We start from the raw sequence: 17,721 nt of genomic DNA on the forward strand, positions 1-17,721 counted from the left end.
CTACGAACCCATGAAGAAAGCTAATTGCAAAACTTTTCTACGCAATGGTGCAGAATATCTTTCAAACGAGATAACCCGGTTTGTAGTGAGGACTTTAGTCCGCATCAAAGAGAGGACTGAAGTCCTCACTACGAACCTATGAAGAAAGCTAACTACAAAACTTTTCTACGCAGCGCACAAACATTTCTACACCCATCCCCAACGCAGTTTCATCAAAATCAAAACGCGGGTGGTGGTGCGGGAAAGCCAAGTTTTTCTCGGGATTAGCCGAACCTAAAAAGAAATAACAGCCGGGGACTTCTTGCAAAAAGAATGACATATCCTCCCCGCCCATTGTTTGACATTCCGGTACTATTCCCGCAGGAGTTTCTACAACCGATTCTGCCACGCTGCGTACTAAGTCAGCCATGCTGGAATCGTTGATGACTGGCGGATAAATCGAAGAATAATCTAGTTGGTAAGTTGCGCCGTGACTCTGACAAATTCCGGCAATTACTTGCTCGATTCGCTTAGAGAAATAACCTCGATATCTGGGATTGAAATAGCGCACTGTGCCGCCGATTTGGGCGGTGTCGGCGATGACGTTGTGGGTGTGCCCTGCGTGGAATTTGCCGACAGTGACTACCGCTGAGTCGATCGGGTCAACGTTCCGTGCGACAATTGCCTGTAGGGCGCTGACAATTTGGGCTGTAACGACGATCGCATCTACAGTCTGATGTGGCATTCCACCGTGCCCACCTTTGCCAAAAATCGTGCAATCAAAAACTTCTACAGCCGCCATCAGCGCGCCGCTGCGGACACCTACAGTCCCTAAAGGTAGATTGTTCCACAAATGCAAGCCGACGATCGCCTCAACGTCAGGATTCTGCAAAACTCCGGCTTCAATCATCGGTTTGGCGCCGCCCGGGCCTTCTTCGGCGGGCTGAAAGATGAACTTTACCTTACCCGAAAAACTGTGCTTGTGTTTGGCGAGATAACAAACAGTCCCCAGGGCGATCGCAGTGTGACCGTCGTGACCGCAAGCGTGCATAATACCATCATGCTGCGATCGATAATCCACCTCATTTTCCTCTTGAATCGGCAAAGCATCCATATCCGCCCGAATTGCCAAAACTCGCCCCGGCTTCCCGCTGTCGATAGTTGCGACAACACCCGTTTTAGCAATATTAGTTTGATGCTCAATTCCCCATTCCTGCAACTTTTCCGAGACAAACTGGGCCGTTAAATTCTCATCAAAACCCAACTCCGGCTTTTGGTGCAAGCGGCGCCGCCATTCGACTAGCTGAGGCTGTAAATTTCTAATCTCCAGCCGCAATTGAGATAAATCGACATCTGTTAAATTGGGTAAAGTAGAAACCATATTAGTTGTTAGTTGTTAGTTGTTATTTGTTTACTTTTTAACTGACTCTACCAGATAACCAGTTAAACAATCTGTAAAACTCTCTCTTTTTCTTCTCTGTGTTCTCTGTGTTCTCTGCGGTTCAAATAAAATCTTATCTTTTAACCACAGAGGCCGCAGAGTACGCAGAGAAAGAGAAGATGAAAAACAGTTAAATAATCTGTAAAACTCTCTCTTTTTCTTCTCTGTGTTCTCTGTGTTCTCTGCGGTTCAAATAAAATCTTATTTTTTAACCACAGAGGCCGCAGAGTACGCAGAGAAAGAGAAGATGAAAAACAGTTAAATAATTTGTCAAACTCTCTCTTGTTCTTCTCTGTGCTCTCTGTGTTCTCTGCGGTTCAAATAAAATCTTATTTTTTAACCACAGAGGCCGCAGAGTACGCAGAGAAAGAGAAGATTGGAAAACAGAAGTATTTAGAATACGGTTATTTAGCAATCTGAGGTATTAAGTTTGCCCCCGGAAGTAACCGCTCTAAATCTAATTCTGATGCTGATGCCGCTAATTTTTTCAGGTCATTTGGATCGTCTAAATGTGGCAAAGTACCCAACACGGGAATTTGAGTCAGAGACTGGATTAAATCGATCGGCGCAAAATCGGCAATTTCTTGTTCGGAACAAGCTTGAGGGCAATTGAGGACAATGCCTCTAAGCTGAAAACCAGTGTGTCTGGCGAGGGCAACGTTTGCTACAGCTTGCCCGATCGCACCTAACCTCACAGGTACCACCAAAACGCCCCTCAGCCGCCAATCTCGGGCAATATCCGCCACCGTCAGTTCCCGCGTTACCGGCGAACCCAGCCCTCCCAAAGCCTCTACCAGCACAAATTTCTTGCGCTCAGTCAGGCTTTGCAGCGCCGTCCAGACTTTTTCGAGTTCGATCGGTCTCCCCTCGCGTTCGGCAGAAATCGGCGGTGCTAGAGGCGCGCTAAAGTGCAGCGGATTGAGTTCTTCGGGGGATTGGTCGAGGCTAAACAAACGGGTGTAGAGTTCTCGATCGCCCGTGCCGGTTTGCAACAGCTTCATAATTCCCAAACTGCGATCGGGAAAATACATTTGCCAATAAGCAGCCAAAGCACTGGTCAAAACAGTTTTGCCCGCGTCAGTATCAGTTCCAGCAATCAGCAGCGAGTTCATTGGCGAATAGCTAGTAAGTAATTGGCTTCAACTTAAGTCTAGAGGAATTTTGCCAGAACTAGGGTGAAGGCGAAGGTGCGGGAGTTGGTGCAGGTTCCGGTGAAGGCGCAGGAGTCGGTGCGGGTTCCGGTGAAGGCGCAGGAGTCGGTGCGGGTTCCGGTGACGGGGCAGGAGTCGGTGAAGGCGCAGGAGTCGGCGCAGGAGTTGGTGCGGGAGTCGGTTTGGGTGCGGGAGTCGGCGCGGGTGTCGGTTTCGGCGCGGGAGTCGGTGCGGGTGTCGGTTTGGGCGCGGGAGTTGGCGCGGGTGTCGGTTTGGGCGCGGGTGTCGGCGCGGGTGTCGGTTTGGGCGCGGGAGTTGGCGCGGGTGTCGGTTCAGGTGTTGGCGTGGGTTCTGGCGCTGGCGTTGGTTCAGGTGGTAGCGATGGTGTGATTTCTGGCGAAGGTTCTGGGGTGATTTCCGGCGAAGGTTCTGGTGTGATTTCCGGGGAAGGTTCTGGGGTTGGGCTTGGTGAAGGTTCTGGAGTTGGGCTTGGTGAAGGTTCTGGAGTTGGGCTTGGTAAAGGTTGCGGGGTTGGAAGCGGAGTTAGTCTCGGCGCCGGAGTTATGACTGATGGCGGTGTCGGAGTGGCTGTGGGCTTCGGTTTGCTGTTGAGAAACGAGCCTACTAATGCCCAGGAACCAAAGCCTGTCAAGATGACTAAGCCCGTTAGCAGTCCGATCGCAGCGGCGGGATTGTCCCAAAAAGAGCCACCAGCAGGCTCAATTAGCGGATCTGGCTGGTTTTGCGGGCCGGCACTTAGGGGCACCATCGGCTCGGATTCGAGCGGCCTCCCCACGGCTACAGTTGCGATTAGCGAAGGATTGGGCTGCACGACTGCTGATGCTGGTGGTGCAGTGGGCGCGTTAGATTGAGGGTTAGGATTAGTTTGGGCGTCAAGTGCTTGAGCGACTTCGCTGACAGATTGATATCGATCGCCCGGAGAGCGATTTAACATCCGATTCAGCACCAAAGCCAAACCAGCGCTCACCTGTACTTGCTGCTGCCAATTCCAATGCAACGTTGTTTGATCCAGCAATTCCTGCGGTTCTTTGCCTGTCAGCAGGACGATCGCCGTTACAGCTAAAGCATACAGGTCGCTGCTAGCCGTTGCGCGCCCGCTTTGCAACTGTTCCATCGGCGCGTAGCCAATTTTACCCACAGTTGTCGCGTGGGCTGTTCCTTCGGGAGACTGAACCTTGGTAGCAAGTTCTTTCACCACTCCAAAGTCAATCAGTACCGGCAGTTGGTCGTTTTCGCGGCGGATGATATTTTCTGGCGAGATGTCGCGGTGGATGATGCCCCGGGCGTGGATGTGAGCCAGTACCGGCAACATTTGTCGGAGAAATACTAAAACTTCGGCTTCGCTGAAGGTGCGACTTATAGAAGGATCGAGCAACAGTTCGCGGTAAGTCATCCCTTCCACGTAATCCTGCACCAAAAACAAACGTTGATTCTCTTCAAATATTGCCCGAAACTGGGGAATTTGGGGGTGGGCAATTTGGTAAAGTATTGCCGCCTCTCTTTGAAACAATTCCTTCGATTTTTCCAAAACGTAAGGCCCGCTTTGCATCGGAATCAATTCCTTGAGGGCGCAGCGTTCTTTAAACCGCCCCTCGTCTTCTACTAAATAAGTCCGGCCAAATCCCCCTTGACCTAAAATACTTACCAAGCGGTAGCGGTTTTGTAGGAGAGTTCCAATAGCAATAGGTGGCTGCATAAGTTTTAAGTAGAAATTGTTAAAAAATAGACGATCGCTGGCAGACTTATTAATCCTAGGTCTTTAAATGCCCAAGAGCTTACTTCACTGGCTGTAGTTCCCAATCCCGACCAAAGTTAGCATTTTACGTTTTTTTGAGCAACTTTGAGAAATTGAATTTTTTCCAAGTCAAGCAGGGACAACCTCTAACTCAATGCAGGGACAAACCCCCTGCGGTTGCTTTGCGATCGACCCCTAAACCCCGTCCGCAAAGAGAAACCGCAGGAGATTTGCTGCTAAATTCTTTCTGACTGTGAGGACAACTGCTTTCCTACCAACTGCCTTCCTACCACAAATCAACTGTCAACTGTCAACTGCCAACTGTCAACTGTCAACTGTCAACTGTCAACTGTCAACTGTCAACTGTCAACTGTCAACTGCCAACTGTCAATTGATTAACGCTGTCAACTGTCAACTGTCAACTGTCAACTGTTCAGCTTTGCTTTCACCATCTCTTGAATTCTGTTACCATCTGCTTTGCCTTTAAGCTGCTGCATAGCCTTGCCCATCACCTTGCCCATATCTTTGGCAGAAGTAGCGCCCACCGAAGCAATCACCTCGTCAACCACTTGACTCACCTCTTCATCAGACATCTGCGCCGGCAAATACTCTTCTAGAATTGCCAACTCCGCTTCCTCTTGTACCACTAAGTCCTCGCGGCCGCCTTTGCGGTATTGATCGATCGAATCCCGGCGCTGTTTCGCTATCTGCATCAAAATTTCCAATTCTTGAGCTTCTGTCAGCGTCTCTTGCCCGGAGGGACGGAGGCTGACTTCTTTTTCGAGAATAACTTTCTTGATGCCACGAACAGTTTCCAAGCGAACTTTGTCCTTGGACTTCATCGCTGCTTTGATTTCTGCGTCAATACGTTCTCTTAAGCTCATCGATGTCTACCTTGCTTTGCTATATCAAAAATCAGGAGTATGCTTCCGATTCTTAACTTTTTTTACAGTATTTTGCAAGTTTATTGCCTGTTGGTGGCGTTTCGATCGTCTTGCACCCGGATGGCTTCGGTGAGAGACAGTCTATTTGGGGCGGCAGCACCTAGAGTACAGGCGCGGGCATTGATGCCAAACAAAATTTTTAGGCCTCGGGCCATGCGCTGCGGGCGTTCTGACATTGCCGAAACCCTTGATTTTAGTGCTTCTTCCTCGCCGTCTTGCTTTTTGGGTCTTGCTTCTTCCCTCTTCCCTCTTGCTTCTTCCCTCTGTGCACAGCCCGCCATAAACTCTGTTTATGGGAGATATTTCTGCAAGTCATTTTTCGTTCGCCTAAGTTAACACTTGCCGCCACCCCGAAAGTTAAATCTCTCCAAATATTGGCTGAACATTTCTAATTTCAGATGGTAAGATGGCGATTAAATAAACGTCTTGCAAGAGGCCTGCTGTGATCCGTTCTGCTACTTTACCGCTTCCGCTTCCCGAGCCGCCGGTTTCTGCTCACGACCGTCTGCGGCTGTTCTCCGGTTCTGCTAATGTTCCCCTCGCCCAAGAGGTGGCTCGCTATCTGGGGATCGATTTGGGGCCGATGGTTCGCAAGCGGTTCGCTGATGGGGAACTCTACGTTCAAATTCAAGAATCGATTCGGGGTTGCGATGTTTACTTAATTCAGCCTACTTGCTGTCCGGTGAACGATCGCCTCATGGAATTATTAATTATGATCGATGCTTGTCGTCGCGCTTCGGCAAGACAAGTTACTGCTGTGATTCCCTACTACGGATATGCTAGAGCAGACCGCAAAACGGCCGGAAGAGAGTCGATTACTGCAAAGTTGGTGGCTAATTTGATTACTGAAGCTGGGGCCGGTCGCATTTTGGGGATGGATTTGCACTCAGCTCAGATTCAAGGTTATTTTGACATTCCTTTCGACCATGTTTACGGTTCGCCGGTGCTGTTGGATTATCTGGCAAGCAAGCAGTTGACGGATATTGTTGTGGTTTCGCCGGATGTTGGCGGAGTCGCTAGAGCGAGAGCTTTTGCCAAAAAGCTTGGCGATGCTCCCCTGGCAATTATTGACAAGCGCCGCCAAGCTCACAACGTCGCTGAAGTGATGAACGTCATCGGGGATGTCAAGGGCAAAACAGCCGTGTTGGTGGACGACATGATCGATACTGCGGGGACGATTACCGAAGGCGCCAGATTGTTGCGCCGCCAAGGTGCGAGACAGGTATATGCTTGTGCTACTCATGCAGTTTTTTCACCTCCGGCGATCGAGCGTTTGTCTAGCGGAGTTTTGGAAGAGGTAATTGTTACAAATACAATTCCCGTACCTGAAGAGAACCGATTCAAGCAGTTGACGGTGCTTTCGGTAGCGAATTTGCTGGGCGAAACTATTTGGCGGATTCACGAAGATAGTTCTGTTAGCAGTATGTTCCGCTAGCTAGAGAAAGCACGTTTTCAATATTTGTTTTAGGGTGCGTTACACGCTTGTTAACGCACCATTTTTTTTGTAGATTGCGCTCTTTCCCGCAATAAATATCGTTTCCACAGGCATCCGAATCATAATATGTTTCCTGTAGTGCGATCGTCCCCGCTCGCGATCGTAACAGCAGATGCGATCGCATTGCAGTATCATATCAAATCCGGTAGCATCGTCCTGTATTAATCTCTCTATTCTCTCTCTGTGCCCTCTGCGCCCTCTGCGGTTAAATCATTCCGATGCAACCGGAAACGATATCATCCGATCTAACCGGAGTCGATCGCGCTTGAGATCGCTGGAACAACAAATGGTAAAATTCTATCTTGTTGTCTTAAGACCGCGACTTTTTCATCTTCTAGAGATGTCTGACCAAAATAAGGGGTAAATAGGGAAAAACTATGAAACATTCACTGGTACGAGCAGCGGCCGCCTTTGTCGGTTCAGCAATTTTAACACTCGGGGCGATCGCTCCGGCGAAAGCATATAGTTTTGACGAAACCGAAATTAACCAAGATCGAGTAATTGCGATCGCCCAACCGGGCGGTTTGACCGGCTACCAATTACTCATAGTAGAACAAGTCACAGACAGACGGAAGTGCTGGAGCGAAAGCGGTTCTAATCCCGTGACAGTCGATCCGTTATTAGCTACTTTTGACTTCACCGGCATTTGCGGCCGCGCCACAGACAGCAACGGCTTTTCCATTCGCATGGCCGGCACCGATTTAGCATTAAAATACAGCCTAATCTTGCAAAGTGTTGATGGCAATGTGCTATTAATGGGAATTCCCAGCGATCCGAACGGTAAAGCGATAATTATCGGCCGCACCAACGGCAATACTAACGGCTTTATGAAAATCACTCTCGATCCGGCTTGGCGCTTTAGTAAAAGAACTTATCAAGGGAAAGTATTAGGTCACTTTTATTTCACTAGCAGTCAAGCCGCACCGGGAGAAATCGGAAATACTGGCGGAAATACTGGCGGAAATACCGGCGGAAATACCGGCGGAAATACCGGAGGCAATACTGGCTCTTCTACATTCAGAGATATTGCTACTGATATCTACGCTCCCGAAATTAAAGAAGCTGTGGGCCTTGGGTTTGTCGCCGGCTTTGCTCAAGATAATACATTTCGGCCGCAGCTTGCCGTTACGCGAGAGCAATTGGTATCTTTAGTATTGGAATCATTGAAAGGAATCCAAGGTGCTAACATCACATTTCCTAACAATGTTTCTACTCGGCCTTATAGCGACGTTGATAGCACGCGTTGGAGTGCCGGAAAAGTTCAATTTGCGCGGGACAATAAAATAGTTAGCGGCTATCAAGATGGAACTTTTAAACCTATGCAGTCAGTGACTCGCGCTGAATTGATGGCGGTGCTGCGGAGAGCATCAGAATTTGGTTTGTCGGCGCGGGGAATGCAGCCAAATTTAGTTGGAAAAGAGCCGCCTAAAACTTTTTCAGACACTCAAAATCATTGGGCGGCTGCGATTATTACTCAAATGTCTGCTTATTGTTCTGTTGCTTCCGCTGTTAACGAAGTTGGAACTCGTTTTGCTCCCGATGATGCGGCAAAGCGGAATTACGCGGCGGCAGCTACTTTGCGGATGCTGAAGTGCGTTAAAGCTCAGTAAACAGTTGACAGTTGACAGTTGACAGTTGACAGCGAAGTGATAAGAACGGAGATTTAAATTCCGTTCTTATCACAATCTGCCTAAAGGCAGGTGCTTCAAAGTATTTGTAGGGTGCGGATCCATCGACAATCTCTCGCATTCAATTAACAATCTAATGGCGACGCACCATAGTATTTGTAGGGTGCGGATCCATGGACAATCTCTCGCATTCAATTAACAATCTGATGGATCCGCACCTTATACAATAGTCAGTGATTATTGTAGGGTGCGTCAGTTAGAAAACCTAATTTTTGCATAGTAAATCTAAAACTGACGCACCCTACAAGATTGGGAGAGAATATGCGGACTGAAGTCCTCACTACGAACTGGTTTGTAGTGAGGACTTCAGTCCGCATCTTACTTGTTTTCTGACTGGTTTGTAGTGAGGACTTCAGTCCGCATCTTACTTGTTTTCTGACTCTATTTCCTTGCGTTTCTTCTTTGATGTCTGTTTGCGAGTTTTAGGAACCGGGATTGTTTCTGACTCGGGCTGTGCGATTTCTTCTGTTGATTTGCACAATTCATTCAATAACAATTTCTGCTGAGATTCGAGTTCATTTAGCCGATTCGATGCGGTTTCTAATATTTGCTTTCCTTGTCGGAGTTGAATCGTAGTTTTATTTTCGATCGCATCCTGCAACACAAAAACTGATACAATTTGCCAAATCTCCACATCATCGCCGATGACATCGCACTTAGAGACGATTTTGCCGTTTTCGGGGACGTGAATCCCTAAGTCGGAAGCTTGGATCAGCGGCTGGATTTCTGCTATGCTTAAGTCCGCAAGGTCGGTAATTTTATGTTCGAGAGATACGAAGTCTGCTAAATCTGGTAAGTTGATTGATTCTGCGGGTAAAGCGTCGAACTTGAAGGTGAGAGTTTGGTTTAACGGATCGGAAATGGCGTAAATTGATTGAATGTGCGATCGACTAACTGCACTTTTATCAAAAAAATCTTGGCCTAAAGGCGCGATCCTCTCCGAGGGCTTCGCTAACGCAATTTTACCATTTTCCGCCACCTCCAAAATCTCCAAATTAACCAAATTCGTCGCCGCAGTCTTCACAAAAACCCGATCCAACCCCAGCAAATCCGCCAACTCCTGCAAAGTCGGCGCGGGTTCAAACTCAACGCCCGCACGCAAAATAAACTCTTCCAATACATTAAACTCGCGGGGTTCGCTAATCGCCACCTCCAGCGGAGTTTGGCGAATTGCAAAGCGGAATTCACGTGCCGCCAACACCGACAAATCAGGGTTTTGTTGCTCAATTTGTGCAGCTAGCGAACTTAAATTCGCGTCAATTTGTTTAGCTGAGGATGCTAGCAACATCTACAAAACCTCCAAAATAACGCACAATTTTTGAAACTTCCTGATACATTTTTCCGACAGTACCTGTTTGTTGCGTAAATAAATCGTGACAGCCGACAACTACCAGCAATTCTTGAGCGCGAGAAAAAGCCACATTCACCCGTTCCGGTTCCTTAGCAAATCCAATATCCCCTCTAATATTATTGCACACTGTGCTGACCACAATCACAGGTCTTTCCATTCCTTGAAATATGTCAACCGTACCTGTGCGGATACTCAGAGATGGAAATTTTTCTGGTTCTATTTTATCTTGAATTAACCTCAATTGAGCGCCATAAAAAGTTATGATTCCGATTTCTTTCGGCGGTTCACCGTCAACAACCTTGGGATGCCAAGCTGTTTCCATTTGCTGACACAAACGTTCAATTGCATCAACTTCCTTGACATTCAAGCGCGAGGTTCCATTTTTTTCTTCTTCAAACCCTTGTCCGATTGGTGTCTTTACCCACAGGATGTGATTGGTATCTTGAATGATTTTACCTGCGAGATGGTGCGCGCGCCTTGTGTCTGCTTCCAAAATCCCGCAGTTGAGCTTTTGCTGGTAAAACTGATTGATTGCGCCCATGATTTGCGGGTGCATTCGGTACTGAGTTGTCAGCATTTTTTTTATACCGTCGTCAGCCTTTTCAAACAATATTTTAAACAGCGATTCTTTGATAAAGCTAAGTTCATCTCCGGTACAACCGATGTCTTCGGCGATGTCGTCGATTGTACTTTGATTAAACATCGGTGGCAATTGTCTGTGATCGCCCACTAATACTAATTTTCTGCCCTTCAAAGCTGGAATTAATAACTCTGGCGGAGTGCATTTACTTACTTCGTCAATGATAACTGCATCAAAGCTGGGAAAGTTTTTGCTAAAATCAAAGCTGGCAGCTTGCACGCAGGTAATGCCGATGACGTTCGCGTTGTCAATATAAATTTGTTTTAAATCATTGCGGTCTTTTTCAGATGGATTGCGGAGTTTTTCTATCCAATCTGTGACAAAGTTTTTAGAACGATTTAGGGCTGTTTCTTCTCGTTCTAATTCCCGCTGCCAATGTTTGAACAATCGCTTGATTTTGCTTAAAAAATCTACGCTGAACAATCCGGTACTGGGAACTTCTATTTGGTATTTAGTTGGGATATTTTGCCATGCTGATTTCCACCAAGTTCTCTCTACGATTAATTCTGCTGTGGGCTGCTTTTGTTGCAGTTGAGCCGTAATCTCGCTCAATTCTGTTTGAAGTGTCGCGAGTTCCTCCTGGGCAGTTGTAGCGGCAATTTGCAGCGGGGATAATTGTTCGTCAAGAGTAGTTTTGATAACTTCCAAAATCCCGAACGGATCTAAGTCGGTGATTGATTTTTCAAGCTGAATAACGCTGGCTTTCCAAGTCTCAACTTGCTTGAAAAACTGCTGCGGTTGTTCCCAAATATTCGACTTTTGCGCGAGATATTGTTGGGCGAGAATTCGCAACTTGTCTGGAACCTTTGACTGTTCGACAATTGCTTGCAATTGATTCGTAACTTCGCTAATTTTTAAGTTCGCCTCTTGCTGCGCGGCTTCTACTTGAAGTTGGGCGGCGGATATTTGTTGTTGGCTGACACTTTGACCGATTTTATCTAATAACTGTTGCTGTTTAATTAGTTGTTGTTCGGTTTCGGTTTTCAGGGGAACTATGCACTGACGGGCGTTGCCGAGAATAGTATGCAGCAATTCTTTGACTAGCCGATCGAAAGTTTCTTGAATCTGATTGGGCTGCAATGATTGACTGTAAAATTGTTGGATGTTAGCTAAGAAAGTGTCAGCTTTTTCGAGGATGAATTTGCGCTGGCTTTGACTAACTTGGGCGTAGCTGGCGAAGTCTTTGGCTAGTTGTTGCCATTGCGCCCGATCGCCCGCAGCGAGCACGATCGGCATTTGAATCAAATTTAGGTGCAAAAAGTCGCTAAACCGGAACTGCTGTCCTTGAATGTCCTTAAAACCCGCGCTGGCTTCATGGGCGATCGCCTTTTGCAGCCGTTCCAAATCGGGCAAACTGACTTTACACTTCGGCGGGACGATCGGCAATTTGAGCGATCGGGCAATTTTCAAAAGTCCTGCGGGCAATTCTACCATATCATCTGTCAGCATCGCGCCCGTTTCCCAGCAAGATTGCACAACAGTATAAAGTCGCGTATCCGCCGTCTCAATCCACTCTGCAACGGCGACAACAACGGCGGCAATTTCCGCTTTTCGCAGTTCCAAATTACTGATTTTCTGTTCGAGATTGTGGCGGTGTGTCTGATTTTGTTTGTCGCCCAACTCGAGTTGATTCACCACATCCGACATCTGGCGCGACGCCCGCAGCGACTCCACAACCGCTGACATCGCGTGACAAACTTCCTGGGCGCGATCGCCCGCCGTCTTAAATTCGGATAATTGCCCTGCTACAGTTTCCCGCAACCAAACCGCAATCCCAAACGCGCCGCAACTAGGGCGATCCAATCCTATTTGAATAGTATGGCTGACGCAAATCCGCACATTTGCCATAAAGTTTTCGACTAAAACATTGCCTTCAGAATAAGGTTTTAGTTTCGGCATAAACTCGGAAACTTCCGAAGACTCCCAGTTAATCTCCGGCGCAGCCAGTAAATTTGCCAGCCCGTCAACCAAAGATGCAATCTCGCTTTTAGCAGTTAAACTTAATTGATACGCTGCTGATTGCGCGGTCAACTTTTCCTCAACCTCCGCCTTCCCATCGTGCAGGTGTTTTTGTTCCTTAAAAAAAGCTCTCTCGGCGGCCGAGTAGGCGTTAAATCTGTCGAAATCTGCCAGCAACCGCTGTAAAGATGTGACATTAATCTGGCGCTGCGACAGTTGTTGTTCGCAATCAGTCGCCGTATTTTGCAGCCAATTGCCGATCGCATTTTCCTCTAAAAACGGCTGGCCTTCCTCCTGCACCTTATGGGCTTTTCCCTTCCGCAAAGCCCGAATTGCCGGATTGTGCACCAACCGACTCAAAGCATTATCAACGGCTAAATTAGCTTGGGAAGCAATCAAAGTTTTCCCGCCTTGACGCGCAATTTGATAGCAAATTTCCGCAATCACCGTCGTTTTTCCGGTTCCCGGCGGCCCTTGAATTAAAATTAAATCCCGCGCCGACAGCACCATTTCTACAGCGGCGAGTTGGTCGTCGTTAGCATTCCGATTTAATAAGTCTTCCCGATCCAATTTTACCAGCTTGTCGGGAATTCTCGCCTCGGAAGAGTCAAATAAAAACTCGCTTAAATAGGGATTTTGAGCGCGGCCATCCGCCAGCATTTTTAAAGCTTTCTTTTTGCGATCGATCTGACTGATATCGCCCGCCGCCTCGAAATACAAAAATCCTTGTTTGGGAAGTTGATATCTGCCGCCCGCCATGCGATCGCCCAAATCAACATCCAACTTAATCCGTAACTTACCACGTTCAAAGTCAATTTCGGCAATACTACCCAAAGTCTCGCCATCGCGACTGCTTCTGCTTCCAGGCGGCGAATCAAACAAAATAATGTCTTCATTTCTGGCTTGTTTCAGCCTTTCGCGAAAGTCGCCGACTTGTAAGGGATTCTCCTCGTAGCCGTCAAGAGTTGCCGAATTGCGATCGATTTCAAAAGTAACGATTTTGAAGCCGGAACCGTAGTTGTGCGCGCGGAAAGGTACGCAAAATTGACGCGCTTCCGCGATGCGTTTTTCGACATTTAAGAAAGTGTGCCAAACTTTTAATTGTTCGGTTGTTGGTATGTGTCTGTCGTCCCAAAAAGGCATTTGTTGGACGCGGGCGATCGACTTTGCGGGAATTGGCGAGCGACTTTTCGACACAAGTCGCAATTGCAACGGCAAAGAATAGCCATCTTTTCTACCTCTAGGAATCGCTACCAAACCAGCATCCAGGAATTTCAACCCGCCGATTCCATCTTCTGTGCGTACAGTTGCTAGCAGGCGCAAAGTGCGATTCCCTTCGGGATAGCTTCGCTTCACGGCTTTTTGCAGCAATTCGGGTAATTTAAAATCATCTCCATCGGTAGCAAGAATCAATTCCCAGATTTCCTCTTCCGAAAATCTCTCATTTACCTTTTGGCGGCGCACGTAGAAAAGACTGGGGGATTTACCGGCTATTTCCGACATCAGAAGTTCCGCCCTATCTCTGCATTCCCAATCGCAATATTTCGCTAAAGCTGCTTCTCCTTCAACTTGGCCAATAAATTTACTAATCGTGCGATCGCCACTAAATTTATATCCCCAATCTTCTGCTACTAAAGATGGCATATTTTGATTTTAGATTTTGGATTTTAGATTTGAGATTGGATTTAAGATTAGCATATTGGAAGACTGGGCGGTTAGAAACCGCGTCTATACAGGCGAAACCCAAGGTGGTTTTACAGTCATCAGAGAATTAGGTACGTTGTTGGGCTTGAGCCTCCTTTATATATACGCCTAAAGAGGGCTGAAGCCCAACAACGTACCTTTGTTAATTCTGCACAATAAAATCAAAAGGGCGAATGATGGGAATTGAACCCACGAATGGTGGTACCACAAACCACTGCCTTAACCACTTGGCTACACTCGCCATAACGTTTTTAACTATAACATAACATCTCAGCACAAGTCTAGGGGTAAAGCAAAAAAATTTCAAAATATTTTTCAGCCTCCCTAAACCGATCGCATCAATTGTGCCTGAAATTCAGCGCACAGCCAGAGTTTAGCACAATTTTCGATTTGGGCGATCGCGCAATAAAATTGGTTCGTAGTGCGGGCTTGAGCCCGCATAATGCGGACTGAAGTCCGCACTACGAACCGCACTACGAACTTTCATTACCCGACAGCATCTAAGTCCTGGACGCAAGTGTCACAATACTTAAAGATTTTTTGAGGTATGTTGTGGCGCCAAGAGTGAAGACAGCGCAACCGCATACCTTTTGTTAATGTGACAGTTGCGTCTCGGAATGTAAATGAAACGCCCGCGCAGCAAGCTGTCGCGCGCCCGGATCTGTGTCAGCTTGGGGCGCCGTGCACATTGTATAACATCGCGATCGGGCCCAGCGGAATAGAATAGCCTTATATCCATGTGTGCGTCTATTGTCAACTAATTTTCTTCTCTTATCTCTCTTCCTTCGCCCCGCGAAGCAAGGAGACTATGAAAGCGGTGCATTTAAAAAACTTCTTCACAATCCAAAATCTCAAATATAAAATCTCAAATCCCTATGAGCTACTGTATTAACCCAGAATGTCAAAATCCCGAAAATTCACCCACAGAAAAACTTTGCTTGAACTGCGGCTTTAACCTATTGTTGAGACAGCGGTATCGCCCGATTAAACTCTTAGGAAGAGGTGGATTTGGCAAAACTTTCCTCGCCATTGATGAAGACATCCCCTCGCAACCGCGCTGTGCCCTCAAGCAATTTTATTTTCGCGATCGCGATCCAGTAATTTTCAACAAAGCCCTTGAATTATTCCACCAAGAAGCCGTCCGTTTAGACGAACTGGGAAAACACGAGCAAATTCCCACTTTATTAGCTGCATTTGAACAAGAAGGTCATATTTATTTAGTTCAAGAGTTTATAGACGGGCCGACTCTCAAAGAAGAATTAGACCAAAGTGTCTGCGATGAAAATCAAATTTGGCAAGTCCTGCAAGACTTATTGCCCGTGTTGCAATTCATCCACGACAAGCGCGTCATTCACCGCGACATCAAACCTGAAAATATTATCCGCCGCCAGTCGGACAACAAACTCGTATTGATCGATTTCGGCATTGCCAAACTGCTGACTGATTCAGCTATACTCCGTTCAGCAACGCTGATCGGGAGTCAAGATTATATAGCTCCCGAACAAATGCGCGGTAAAGTATTTCCTGCTAGCGACCTTTACAGTTTAGGTGTTACTTGCATTCGCCTGATGACGCAAGTTCCGCCGTTGGATATGTACGACTGTAAAACCGAGCGCTGGTGGTGGCGCGAGTTTCTCCCCAAAGGCACGAGTATTAGCGCCGAGTTAGGTGAGATTTTGGATAAATTGCTGGAAACTCATCTTTGTGGGCGCTACAGTTTTGCGGCGGAAGTTTTGCAAGATATCAATGCAGTTTTAGAGATTCGCCAGCAAAATTTGGTTATGCCGAAAAAGCCGATCGCCCAAACTGTGATTAATACCGATAACTCACCTGATTTCAAAGCCCTGCCAACTCCTGAGCCTACGATTTTACCGACCAAAACCACCGCCAATTCCGCAGAAACTTTGTCCTTATCAAGGATTTCAAATCTCGAACTGACCCTACTTTCTGTCAGGGGAGTTGATTATACCAAACTGCGGAATTTTTTGTCAAGTAAAAAGTGGAAAGAAGCCGATCGCGAAACTTGGGCCGTGATGTGTCAATCTCTGTCGCTGACACCGGGAATTCAGCTAGAAATCAGCCAAATTTACAAGTTACCATGCGAAGATTTGCAAATAGTCGATCGCCTGTGGCTGCACTACAGTCAAGGTCGGTTTGGCTTCAGCGTCCAAAAGGAAATCTACGAAAGCGTTAAGGGAGATTATGTCAGATTTTGCGATCGGGTAAACTGGCCAACCTACAATTCAACTACCAGTCCAGGAAAACTTAAATTTACTCAGCAAGCACCAATTGGACACCTCCCATCTCGCAGTTGGGTAGGCGGCATTCAGTGGCTGCGACATCTCGATGCCCTGTCAGCAAAATTAACCGAGTGCGACAACAATTGATATTTGACAGTTGACAGTTGACAGTTGACAGTTGACAGTTGACTAATAACTAGCAACTAATAACTAGCAACTAATGACTAATGACTAATGACCAATGACCAATGACTTCTACTTAACTCTACCTGAAAGCAGAGAAATTGGTTCCCCTAGATGTATCCAGCGACCGAGGTTCAGTGCGATCGCTTGTCGCACAATGGATGCTGAAGGTAAACACAGATACAGTCGGAAATCTGACGACTGTAACAACCGAACTAAAGAGAGGTATCGATCGATGTTTTTTCACAAAAAGCAACTAATGTCTGCGGTAACAGTAGACGAAGCCAACCCCCGTTTTGCCCAACTGCTGCTAGAACAGTTTGGCGGAGCAACCGGAGAACTGACAGCAGCTTTGCAATACTGGGTGCAGTCCTTTCACTGTGAAAATGCAGAGATTAAGGATATGCTTCAAGATATTGCGATCGAAGAATTCAGCCACTTAGAAATGGTGGGCAAACTGATCGAAGCTCACACCAAAAACGTTGACCAAACAGAAGCTTACAAAAGCACTTTGTTTGCAGTCAGAGGTGTAGGCCCGCACTTGTTAGATAGCCAAGGTCAAGCTTGGACGGGGGCTTACGTCAACGAAGGCGGCGATGTTGTCCGCGATTTGCGCGCTAATATCGGTGCGGAAGCAGGAGCTCGCCAAACCTACGAAGCATTGATTGAACTAGCGCCGGATGCGGGAACGAAAAAGACGCTGCACTTCTTGTTGACTCGGGAAATTTCCCACACTCAAATGTTCATGAATGCCCTACAATCTATGGGCAAACTTACCGATCCGTTCTTCGGAAATATCCAGCCAGATTCAACAGTAGATTTGTTCTTTAACTTGTCCGGCGATGCCAAAGACCAACCAAATGCTTTGAACTCTGAACCTAATTTCAAGTATATCGCCGAGCCGGCTCCCCAAGGTTAATTAGAATATCCGGAAACCTATATCCCAATACGCTTCAGATAAGACCGATCCCCCCTTAGCTTGCCCCCTACTCCCCCTTAAAAAAGGGGGAACAAGAAGTCGCTCAAAGTCCCCCGACTATTCGGGGGATTTAGGGGGATCTCCGGGGAATTAACAGTGTTAACTGAGCCGTATTGACTTATATCCCCGACTTCTCTAAGAAGTCGGGGATATCACTGTTATGTTTTTTAGGAATTTAGGCTCCCAGATGTTAAAATTATTCAACATCATC

14 protein-coding genes and 1 tRNA gene are annotated in these 17,721 nt (G+C 47.1%); 5 read left to right on the forward strand and 10 right to left on the reverse strand.

The window, feature by feature from the left end; all coding sequences use genetic code 11:
- Positions 1–148: 148 nt before the first annotated feature.
- From QZW82_RS03065 to QZW82_RS03075, 3 genes are all read right to left on the reverse strand, one after another.
- Entirely contained in the window at positions 149–1,360 is a 1,212-nt protein-coding gene (locus tag QZW82_RS03065) for a M20 family metallopeptidase (RefSeq protein ID WP_293144392.1), read from the reverse strand.
- A gap of 464 nt (positions 1,361–1,824) precedes the next feature.
- The gene (gene bioD / locus QZW82_RS03070; protein ID WP_293144395.1) at positions 1,825–2,532 is read right to left on the reverse strand and encodes a dethiobiotin synthase; all 708 of its coding nucleotides are present in this window, start codon (positions 2,530–2,532) and stop codon (positions 1,825–1,827) included.
- Between the two features lie 58 nt (positions 2,533–2,590).
- Positions 2,591–4,288 carry a serine/threonine-protein kinase gene (locus QZW82_RS03075; protein ID WP_293144398.1) on the reverse strand — a complete coding sequence of 566 codons (1,698 nt, stop codon included), beginning with the start codon at positions 4,286–4,288 and terminating at the stop codon, positions 2,591–2,593.
- Between the two features lie 292 nt (positions 4,289–4,580).
- Between QZW82_RS03075 and QZW82_RS03080 the strand changes: the two genes are divergently transcribed.
- The gene (locus QZW82_RS03080; protein ID WP_293144401.1) at positions 4,581–4,814 is read left to right on the forward strand and encodes a hypothetical protein; all 234 of its coding nucleotides are present in this window, start codon (positions 4,581–4,583) and stop codon (positions 4,812–4,814) included.
- On the opposite strand, the gene QZW82_RS03085 is transcribed toward QZW82_RS03080, so the two are convergent.
- Together QZW82_RS03085 and QZW82_RS03090 are read right to left on the reverse strand one after the other, a co-directional pair.
- Positions 4,753–5,211 carry a GatB/YqeY domain-containing protein gene (locus tag QZW82_RS03085; RefSeq protein ID WP_293144404.1) on the reverse strand — a complete coding sequence of 153 codons (459 nt, stop codon included), beginning with the start codon at positions 5,209–5,211 and terminating at the stop codon, positions 4,753–4,755. The two genes, QZW82_RS03080 and QZW82_RS03085, sit on opposite strands and share 62 nt — an antisense overlap.
- A gap of 80 nt (positions 5,212–5,291) precedes the next feature.
- Positions 5,292–5,552, reverse strand: coding sequence for a hypothetical protein (locus QZW82_RS03090; RefSeq protein ID WP_293144407.1), 261 nt, complete (start codon positions 5,550–5,552; stop codon positions 5,292–5,294).
- Between the two features lie 161 nt (positions 5,553–5,713).
- On the opposite strand from QZW82_RS03090, the gene QZW82_RS03095 reads away from it, so the two are divergent.
- On the forward strand, positions 5,714–6,706 hold the full coding sequence (locus tag QZW82_RS03095) for a ribose-phosphate pyrophosphokinase (RefSeq protein WP_293144410.1): 993 nt from the start codon (positions 5,714–5,716) through the stop codon (positions 6,704–6,706).
- 39 nt (positions 6,707–6,745) lie between these two features.
- Here the strand turns inward: QZW82_RS03095 and QZW82_RS03100 are convergent, their stop codons facing one another.
- Positions 6,746–6,901 (reverse strand): hypothetical protein, encoded by a 156-nt coding sequence (locus QZW82_RS03100; protein ID WP_293144413.1) that lies wholly within the window; start codon positions 6,899–6,901, stop codon positions 6,746–6,748.
- A 242-nt stretch (positions 6,902–7,143) separates the two neighbouring features.
- On the opposite strand from QZW82_RS03100, the gene QZW82_RS03105 reads away from it, so the two are divergent.
- Positions 7,144–8,376, forward strand: coding sequence for a DUF3747 domain-containing protein (locus tag QZW82_RS03105; RefSeq protein ID WP_293144416.1), 1,233 nt, complete (start codon positions 7,144–7,146; stop codon positions 8,374–8,376).
- Between the two features lie 442 nt (positions 8,377–8,818).
- Here the strand turns inward: QZW82_RS03105 and QZW82_RS03110 are convergent, their stop codons facing one another.
- From QZW82_RS03110 to QZW82_RS03125, 4 genes are all read right to left on the reverse strand, one after another.
- Positions 8,819–9,742, reverse strand: coding sequence for a hypothetical protein (locus QZW82_RS03110; protein ID WP_293144419.1), 924 nt, complete (start codon positions 9,740–9,742; stop codon positions 8,819–8,821).
- The gene (locus QZW82_RS03115) at positions 9,720–14,048 is read right to left on the reverse strand and encodes an AAA domain-containing protein (RefSeq protein ID WP_293144422.1); all 4,329 of its coding nucleotides are present in this window, start codon (positions 14,046–14,048) and stop codon (positions 9,720–9,722) included. Before QZW82_RS03115 ends, QZW82_RS03110 begins: the two co-directional genes overlap by 23 nt.
- 228 nt (positions 14,049–14,276) lie before the next feature.
- Positions 14,277–14,349 (reverse strand) — tRNA-His (locus tag QZW82_RS03120).
- A gap of 83 nt (positions 14,350–14,432) precedes the next feature.
- Complete coding sequence (locus QZW82_RS03125; protein WP_293144425.1) at positions 14,433–14,582, reverse strand: hypothetical protein; 150 nt, start codon at positions 14,580–14,582, stop codon at positions 14,433–14,435.
- Positions 14,583–14,983: 401 nt separating this feature from the next.
- On the opposite strand from QZW82_RS03125, the gene QZW82_RS03130 reads away from it, so the two are divergent.
- Both QZW82_RS03130 and QZW82_RS03135 read left to right on the forward strand, forming a co-directional pair.
- Positions 14,984–16,495: a serine/threonine-protein kinase gene (locus QZW82_RS03130; protein WP_293144428.1), complete on the forward strand. Its 1,512-nt coding sequence runs from the start codon at positions 14,984–14,986 to the stop codon at positions 16,493–16,495.
- A 94-nt stretch (positions 16,496–16,589) separates the two neighbouring features.
- A complete protein-coding gene (locus tag QZW82_RS03135; RefSeq protein WP_366664966.1) occupies positions 16,590–17,450 on the forward strand; it encodes a manganese catalase family protein in 861 nt (286 codons plus the stop codon).
- The last annotated feature ends 271 nt before the right edge of the window (positions 17,451–17,721 follow it).

It is taken from the genome of Microcoleus sp. bin48.metabat.b7b8b9.023 (assembly GCF_013299185.1).
Classification (GTDB): domain Bacteria; phylum Cyanobacteriota; class Cyanobacteriia; order Cyanobacteriales; family Microcoleaceae; genus Microcoleus.